Source organism: Microcystis sp. M53598_WE2 (assembly GCF_030067735.1).
Lineage (GTDB): Bacteria > Cyanobacteriota > Cyanobacteriia > Cyanobacteriales > Microcystaceae > Microcystis > Microcystis aeruginosa.
This window is the reverse complement of record NZ_JASJFE010000881.1, coordinates 1-6,314: the sequence shown is the minus strand read 5'-3', so window position 1 is coordinate 6,314 and position 6,314 is coordinate 1. Positions and strand designations below refer to the sequence as shown.

Annotated in this window: 10 protein-coding genes and 1 tRNA gene; 8 read left to right on the top strand and 3 right to left on the bottom strand. The window is 42.8% G+C overall.

Annotation, left to right across the window (positions count from 1 at the left end; translation table 11 throughout):
* Positions 1-346: 346 nt before the first annotated feature.
* From PX636_RS17925 to PX636_RS17900, 6 genes are all read left to right on the top strand, one after another.
* On the top strand, positions 347-592 hold the full coding sequence (locus tag PX636_RS17925) for a hypothetical protein (RefSeq protein ID WP_002734321.1): 246 nt from the start codon (positions 347-349) through the stop codon (positions 590-592).
* 40 nt (positions 593-632) lie between these two features.
* Complete coding sequence (locus tag PX636_RS17920; RefSeq protein ID WP_002731958.1) at positions 633-836, top strand: type II toxin-antitoxin system RelE family toxin; 204 nt, start codon at positions 633-635, stop codon at positions 834-836.
* A 264-nt stretch (positions 837-1,100) separates the two neighbouring features.
* On the top strand, positions 1,101-1,388 hold the full coding sequence (locus tag PX636_RS17915; protein ID WP_012266331.1) for a hypothetical protein: 288 nt from the start codon (positions 1,101-1,103) through the stop codon (positions 1,386-1,388).
* 38 nt (positions 1,389-1,426) lie between these two features.
* A complete protein-coding gene (locus PX636_RS17910) occupies positions 1,427-1,738 on the top strand; it encodes a DUF5615 family PIN-like protein (protein ID WP_288118134.1) in 312 nt (103 codons plus the stop codon).
* Positions 1,739-1,987: 249 nt separating this feature from the next.
* Entirely contained in the window at positions 1,988-2,329 is a 342-nt protein-coding gene (locus PX636_RS17905) for a hypothetical protein (RefSeq protein WP_159292852.1), read from the top strand.
* Positions 2,326-2,514 carry a hypothetical protein gene (locus PX636_RS17900; protein WP_002783384.1) on the top strand — a complete coding sequence of 63 codons (189 nt, stop codon included), beginning with the start codon at positions 2,326-2,328 and terminating at the stop codon, positions 2,512-2,514. Before PX636_RS17905 ends, PX636_RS17900 begins: the two co-directional genes overlap by 4 nt.
* Before the next feature lie 270 nt (positions 2,515-2,784).
* Here PX636_RS17900 and PX636_RS17895 read toward each other — a convergent pair.
* A tRNA-Arg gene (locus PX636_RS17895) sits at positions 2,785-2,857 on the bottom strand.
* Between the two features lie 56 nt (positions 2,858-2,913).
* On the bottom strand, positions 2,914-4,053 hold the full coding sequence (locus PX636_RS17890) for a ferrochelatase (protein ID WP_288118132.1): 1,140 nt from the start codon (positions 4,051-4,053) through the stop codon (positions 2,914-2,916).
* 198 nt (positions 4,054-4,251) lie between these two features.
* Between PX636_RS17890 and PX636_RS17885 the strand changes: the two genes are divergently transcribed.
* A complete protein-coding gene (locus PX636_RS17885; RefSeq protein WP_002757745.1) occupies positions 4,252-5,010 on the top strand; it encodes an LmeA family phospholipid-binding protein in 759 nt (252 codons plus the stop codon).
* 16 nt (positions 5,011-5,026) lie between these two features.
* Here PX636_RS17885 and yidD read toward each other — a convergent pair whose 3' ends face one another.
* Positions 5,027-5,257 carry a membrane protein insertion efficiency factor YidD gene (gene yidD, locus PX636_RS17880; protein ID WP_002757748.1) on the bottom strand — a complete coding sequence of 77 codons (231 nt, stop codon included), beginning with the start codon at positions 5,255-5,257 and terminating at the stop codon, positions 5,027-5,029.
* Between the two features lie 55 nt (positions 5,258-5,312).
* On the opposite strand from yidD, the gene PX636_RS17875 reads away from it, so the two are divergent.
* Positions 5,313-5,999 carry a diacylglycerol/polyprenol kinase family protein gene (locus PX636_RS17875; RefSeq protein ID WP_002798164.1) on the top strand — a complete coding sequence of 229 codons (687 nt, stop codon included), beginning with the start codon at positions 5,313-5,315 and terminating at the stop codon, positions 5,997-5,999.
* The last annotated feature ends 315 nt before the right edge of the window (positions 6,000-6,314 follow it).

The following is a 6,314-nucleotide window of genomic DNA, read 5'->3' as shown; positions in this document are numbered from 1 at the left end:
TAGCTTGTCGAGACACAGTTAGTCCCAATAAAGTTAATACAGCCGTTATGTATATTACACTTGTTTTCATTAATGTATCTCCTCAAAGTGCGATCGCCTTCTCGCGGCCAGATTAAGCAACAACCCAACACCAAAGGCGGACAAAACAAAAATACACACTCCCCCCCCCCACAACTGTATTAAAAGCTACAATTTAATAAATTTTTATATTTCTCTCTTAATCCCGATAAAGAAACCGCAGAACCAAGTCGGTTGTGAACAGCCCACCGCTTTTACCATTTTTGGTTAGTATCTGGATGTGGTATTATTTGAGGTGTGTTCGGATTATCTGATACGATCAAGGTCTATGACAACTTACTATGAAATCCTCAGCCAAATAGAGAATCTTCCCCTTACGGATAAGTTGCGACTTTTAGAGGATTTAAAAACTATCATCAAGCCGACCGTAGCGCCAAAAGATGACGATGAGATCATTCCAGCCGAAGAACTTGCTGAAAGCCAAGCAGCATGGCAAGATTATTTATCCGGTCGAGATACTGGAATCACTTCAACAGAATTAAAATACAAATTATTTGGAGATAAACTTGGCTGATTATATTCTACTTAGACAAGCAGAACGCTACTTAGAAAGGATGCCTAAAAATGATCAAATTCGTCTTCTTGAAGCTTTGGATACTTTGATTTCGGATTCTACAAAATTAGATATTAAACCCCTTTACGGAAGAGATGAACTAAGATTGCGAGTAGGTAAGTATCGAGTGTTGTTTTTTGAAGATAGAAATAACAATCTATACGTCATTACAACTATTAAACCTCGCGGCGATGTCTATAAATAATACCAGAACTCTTTTCTAGACTGCTGTTTCTCCTTTCGCCATAAGACAGTGATTCACAGAAGAAGGAGTTTCAGGTGTTTTCCCCTGTTTTACCCCTTCTCAGGCGACCTATCCACTTCCGTGAGGGATTGTGACGCGGTATGTCGGATTTGCCTTTGCCTTCTCCCTTAAACTATCAACTCGATCACTAACCAAATTAAGCCCGATTACCTCCCATCAACCAGATGATAAACTGGGGATACCAGCTTTGATCAAGGCATCAGCATGACCACTAACGCGGCGAAAACTCAATGGCAGTATTTAGAGAAACGTCCTCATTCCTGGCGACAGCAACTATACGTCAAAGGCAGCAAGCTGACAGCTTTCACTGTTTGGTCAGATGCGATCGCCAACAAAATGACTCCTGAAGAAGTCGCCGACAGCAAAGAATTACCCTTAGCCGCCGTTCTCGAAGCAATTGAATACTGCCAAACTCATCAAGAACTGTTGCAGCAGGAAGCGGACGCAGAACGTCGTTACCTAGAAGCGAGAGGAGTAGCCCTGGGTTCCTAAAGTTACTCATTGATGAAGATGCCCAAGATAAAGTGTTGGTGAAATTGCTACGACAGGCTGGACATGAAGTGATTACAGTTAACGAAGCTGGTCTGATGAGTCAGCCAGATTTCATAGTTCTGGACTATGCTAGAAATGCCGATCGCATCCTGTTGACCCTTAACTGCCGTGACTTTCAGTTTCTCCATGCTGCGGATTCCCACCATCCCGGAATTTTGGCAATTTATCAAGAGGCAAATCCCTCAAAGAAAATGAGTTTTAAGGCAATTGTCAATGCGATCGCCAATCTTGAAACGGCTAACTTCCCCCTTGCTAATCAGTTCATTTCCCTGAACCACTGGAACTATTAATTCTGCTTTGTCGTGATCGCGTCACAAATCTTAAGTTATATATGTCTCACACTAGCGATCGCTTCCTTTCCCCTGTTTTACTGCTTCTCAGGCGAACTATTCTCATTCCGTGAGATATTGTGACGCAGTATGTCTGATTCGCCTTTGCCTTCTCCCTTGACTGATCCTCAACTCGATCGCAAACTAAATTAAACAGGATTACCTCGTACCAACCAGATGATAGACTGGGGATAATAGAAATAATTGAATATGGCTACATTACCGGAGGAAACCTTAGCGAGCATTTTTGATCTACTGCGTCAACTAGCGGATCAGATAGAGTACGCATCGGCAACGGAATGGCAACTTTTTACAGAATATGGGGAAAATGAACGGACATTATCAGAATTAGAAGAATTATCTAATGCCAGAGAGAGGGTAACTAATTCCTACTCCCGAATTAATAATATCCTGCTGAGAATTTTACAAGAGCAGCCGACTCTCTCAAATACGATGCTAGAGATGTTAGAAAGAGCGATTTTGCAAGGAACAGCCAGTGTGGATGCTGTTAGTGCTAGTGTTGATGAAGTAAAGAGGCAATGGAACTTATGATGACTTACCGCACCTCCTATCCCGATGAAGCAACGAGAAAACAATGTCTTGAAAGCTTACGGGAAACTAACCGCCAGATTGAGCTTTATAATCTTTTTTTAGACGATATACTCGCCCAACTGGAAACAGAATCCCGTCAAAAGAGACGAGAAAGGCTATTACAAAGAGGGCAAACTATTAAATAGAGGGATGCACAGAAGAAGGAGTTTCAGGTAGTTTCTCTTGTTTTACTCCTTCTCAGGCGACCTATCCTCATTCCGTGAGATATTGTGGCGCAGTACGTCCTATTCGCCTTTGCCTTCTCCCTTGACTGACCCTCAACTCGATCGCAAACTAAATTAAACACAATCAATATCAACCGACAGGACTCAACTGACCTAATTCCACGCTCACCGCCTCAAAGCGATTGTCCCTGGGACGATAGGAGAGAATTTCCCATCCCTACTTAACAATAACGGGTACGGTAGGGATCGAACCTACAACCGTCCGCTTAGAAGGCGGATGCTCTATCCATTGAGCTACGTACCCAGGAAAGCACAATTATAGATTATACTTCCAAAAGTGACAAGTGGTAGGACTGATTTTCAATGATGGTGGTGGTGTCCGTGGTGATGATGGTGATCGGAATGAATGTGAGGAATTGTTACAGAAGTATTGACAGATAAAGCCTCTTGTGATAGTAAAGCTTCGATATGTTCCTCGGCCCAATCGGCGACCATCTGGCAAAATTCGGGGTTATCGTTGACACAGGCCATCTGCACATAATTAACTTGGTCGTGCTTGCGGCGTAAAGCTTCGATAATATGCTCCACATCCAGTAAAGTTTCGTGATTTTCCGTAGCAAAGCCAATCGGCATGAAAATTAAGGCTTTTGCCCCCAATTCGATTAAATTCTTCGCCGCTAACTCTGCATTCGGTTGCGTCCATTTAATTAAGGGGGTTTGGTGATTTAACCAACCCACAGAAATCAAGGGATAACGATAGATTAATTTTTCCCGGACCAACTCGTATAAAGCTTGACTTTCATCGATTCCCGACGTAAATCCCTTAGCTTCGTGGGGACAACCGTGATTCATTAAAATAATGCCAATTTGCGAGGGAAGACAGCTACTAGCTACCTCGGCCGCGATTTTTTCCTCCACTAACCGCGCCATTAGCTCTATATAAGCGGGTTGGTTATAAAACGAGGGAATGTAGCGCAATCCTTTGACCCAATGTTCCCCCGTTTGTCCTTGAGCTAAAGCTTTGTTAACTTGTTCGATGGCAATGCCACTGGTGAAGATAGAATCAACCACGAGGAGAGGATAGATCAAAATTTTCTCGAATCCCCGCTCGCGGATTTCCGTTAATACTTGTGCCGGTAAAAAAGGCGCGCAGAAGTTAAACGCTTTGAATACCTCCACCCGATTACCCCATTTTGCCTGTAAATTGCGCTCGATTTCCTGTCTTTGATGCTCGAAAATGTGGTTATGGGGCGAAATAAAGTGATTATGCTGGTGCTGCCATTCGTGTAGGTCAAATATGGCCAATAATTTCGCTAGGGGAGGATAAACCCAAGTCGGTACAGGAGCGAACTTAGCCGTCAGCAGATTCAAGGCCTGTTCATTATAGTTGGCGAAGTCCTCATAACTCTCCACTTCCCCGTATCCCATCAATAATACCGCCACTCGATCGCTGTGGTTGTGGGTAGCGGCTAACTGTTGTTGATCTGAAATGGCAACCACGTTTTTAACCCCGATTTTCTAAGTGAAAAACGCTATATCACTGGGATAGTAGCACTTTTCTATCCTATCCCCTAGCACGGGATAGACCGCTAAAAATTTATAACCTCTACAGAATCATACAGATTGCTTATCATTCTCATTAATAAAACGAGATGTAAAGAAACTTTAAATAATGTTAAGATCGTTGTAGTCCCACTTATGAGAGATATGACAGCAGGCGTGTTTGGTAGCTTACCTTTTCCCAATCAGAGCGGCGATCAACTCATCAGTAAGGCGGTGAGTGCTGCGATCGCTGCATTATTCAAACGGACAGGCAAGCTGAAAGCGACTGTCCGCGCCGAACCCGTGGCCAAATTACTGCAAGGCAGTATCGACGGTTTTGACTTTATCGGTCAGTCGATGCTGATGTACAATGGCCTACGCATCGAAGCCATGGAATTGTATGTACAAGCGGTGGCGATCGATTTTAGTGCCATTTTTACCGGACAGGTAAAACTCCGTCAACCGACGCGGGCCACTTTGCGGGTAGTTTTAACGGAAGAAGACTTAACCACCTCTTTTAATACACCTTTTATTGTCGAAAAACTGCAAAGATTAGAGTACGAAGGTAAATCAATTCACTGTCAGAATACGGAATTAATTCTCAATGACGATAAAACTTTAACTCTGAAAAGTCTCATCAAATTGGGAGAAGAAGAACCAATTCTTCTAGAAATGACCACTGCTGTGGTTGTGGAAGAACGGCGAAAAATTCAATTTGTTGAGGTGGTTTATCAAGGGGACGAAAGATCGAAAGCTTTAGGAGAAGCTTTAATCAGCCACGTTAACAACCTCATGGATTTAGATAAATTTGCCCTCGATGGTACCCAATTAAGAGTCGATCGACTACGTTTAAAAGATAAACAGATCATCTTTTATGGTATCGCCGATATCGAGCGTTTTCCCCAAAGAAAATAGGCAGTATTTTTGCCTTTTAATCGTGCTTGTGGCTACAGGGAGGCACAGGATCGTAACCTCCGGGGTGAAAGGGATGACAACGGAGAATACGCTTAATTGCTAACCAAGAACCGCGCAGCACACCAAAGCGATCAATCGCTTCCATGGCATACTGGGAACAGGTGGGTTGAAAACGACAGGAAGGGGGAAATAGCGGCGAAATAAACCGTCGATATCCCTCAATTAAGCCAATAAAAATTCCTTTCATCAATGTCACCTCGATCGCCTAAACTAAATAGATAGTCAATTTTCGCTTTTGCCACGTGGAACTATCCCACTCTCTCCTATTTTCGATCGGTTTAGTCGCCTGTTACCTAGCTGTTCTGATTCTGATCGCTGAAAAATTAAAAAGTCTTTTCAGTACCGATGGCGAAATTACCCGCAAAGTTGTCCACATTGGCACAGGAAACGTCATCCTTTTTGCCTGGTGGTTAAATATCCCCGCTTGGGTGGGAATAATCGCGGCGATCCTAGCGGCAACTATCGCTATCCTATCCTATTTTTTCCCCATTTTACCCAGTCTTAATAGTGTCGGTCGCCGCAGTTGGGGAACTTTTTTTTATGCTGTTAGTATCGGTGTTCTCGTGGCTTATTTTTGGCCAATTTCTCACCCCGAATATGCGGCAATGGGTATTTTAATTATGGCTTTGGGAGACGGATTAGCGGCCCTAGTCGGACAAAATTTCGGTCAACATCCCTACAAAATTTTCGGCAGTGGCAAAAGTCTGGAAGGTTCCCTGACTATGTTAGTAATCAGCTTTTTAGTCAGCTTGATTATTTTATCTTTTATTAATGGCATTAATCCGCCAATTATTTTAGTATCTTTATTGACAGCGATCGTAGCTACTATTCTAGAAACTTTCTCGAAACTGGGTATAGATAATCTCACTGTACCGGTTGGTAGTGCCGCAATTGCCTATTTTCTTACCCAAATTTTCATCTCAAGCTAGGCTATCCCAGCTTATTCACAAGGGCCGAATCTAAAACCTCATTGGTTAAGCTAAGTAGGGAGGCACAATTATTTGTTAGGATGGGTTAGTGGTAGCGTAACATGAGCGGGTGTTGGGTTTCATGCTTCAACCCAACCTACGTTCTATGTTAGCAATCAGCTTTTTAGTCAGCTGTACCGATAACTGATAACTGATAACTGATAACTGATAACTGATAACTGATAACTGATAACTGATAACTGATAACTGATATGACTTTTACGATCACTCAAAACCAAAATCAATATCTTACCTATTGTCTCAAGGATGAAGAGG

Coding starts and splice junctions, on each gene's coding strand:
- yidD (WP_002757748.1), bottom strand. CDS start 5,257: ATGAAAGGAATTTTTATTGGCTTAATTGAGGGATATCGACGGTTTATT.
- PX636_RS17885 (WP_002757745.1), top strand. CDS start 4,252: ATGAGAGATATGACAGCAGGCGTGTTTGGTAGCTTACCTTTTCCCAAT.
- PX636_RS17905 (WP_159292852.1), top strand. CDS start 1,988: ATGGCTACATTACCGGAGGAAACCTTAGCGAGCATTTTTGATCTACTG.
- PX636_RS17915 (WP_012266331.1), top strand. CDS start 1,101: ATGACCACTAACGCGGCGAAAACTCAATGGCAGTATTTAGAGAAACGT.
- PX636_RS17925 (WP_002734321.1), top strand. CDS start 347: ATGACAACTTACTATGAAATCCTCAGCCAAATAGAGAATCTTCCCCTT.
- PX636_RS17920 (WP_002731958.1), top strand. CDS start 633: ATGCCTAAAAATGATCAAATTCGTCTTCTTGAAGCTTTGGATACTTTG.
- PX636_RS17900 (WP_002783384.1), top strand. CDS start 2,326: ATGATGACTTACCGCACCTCCTATCCCGATGAAGCAACGAGAAAACAA.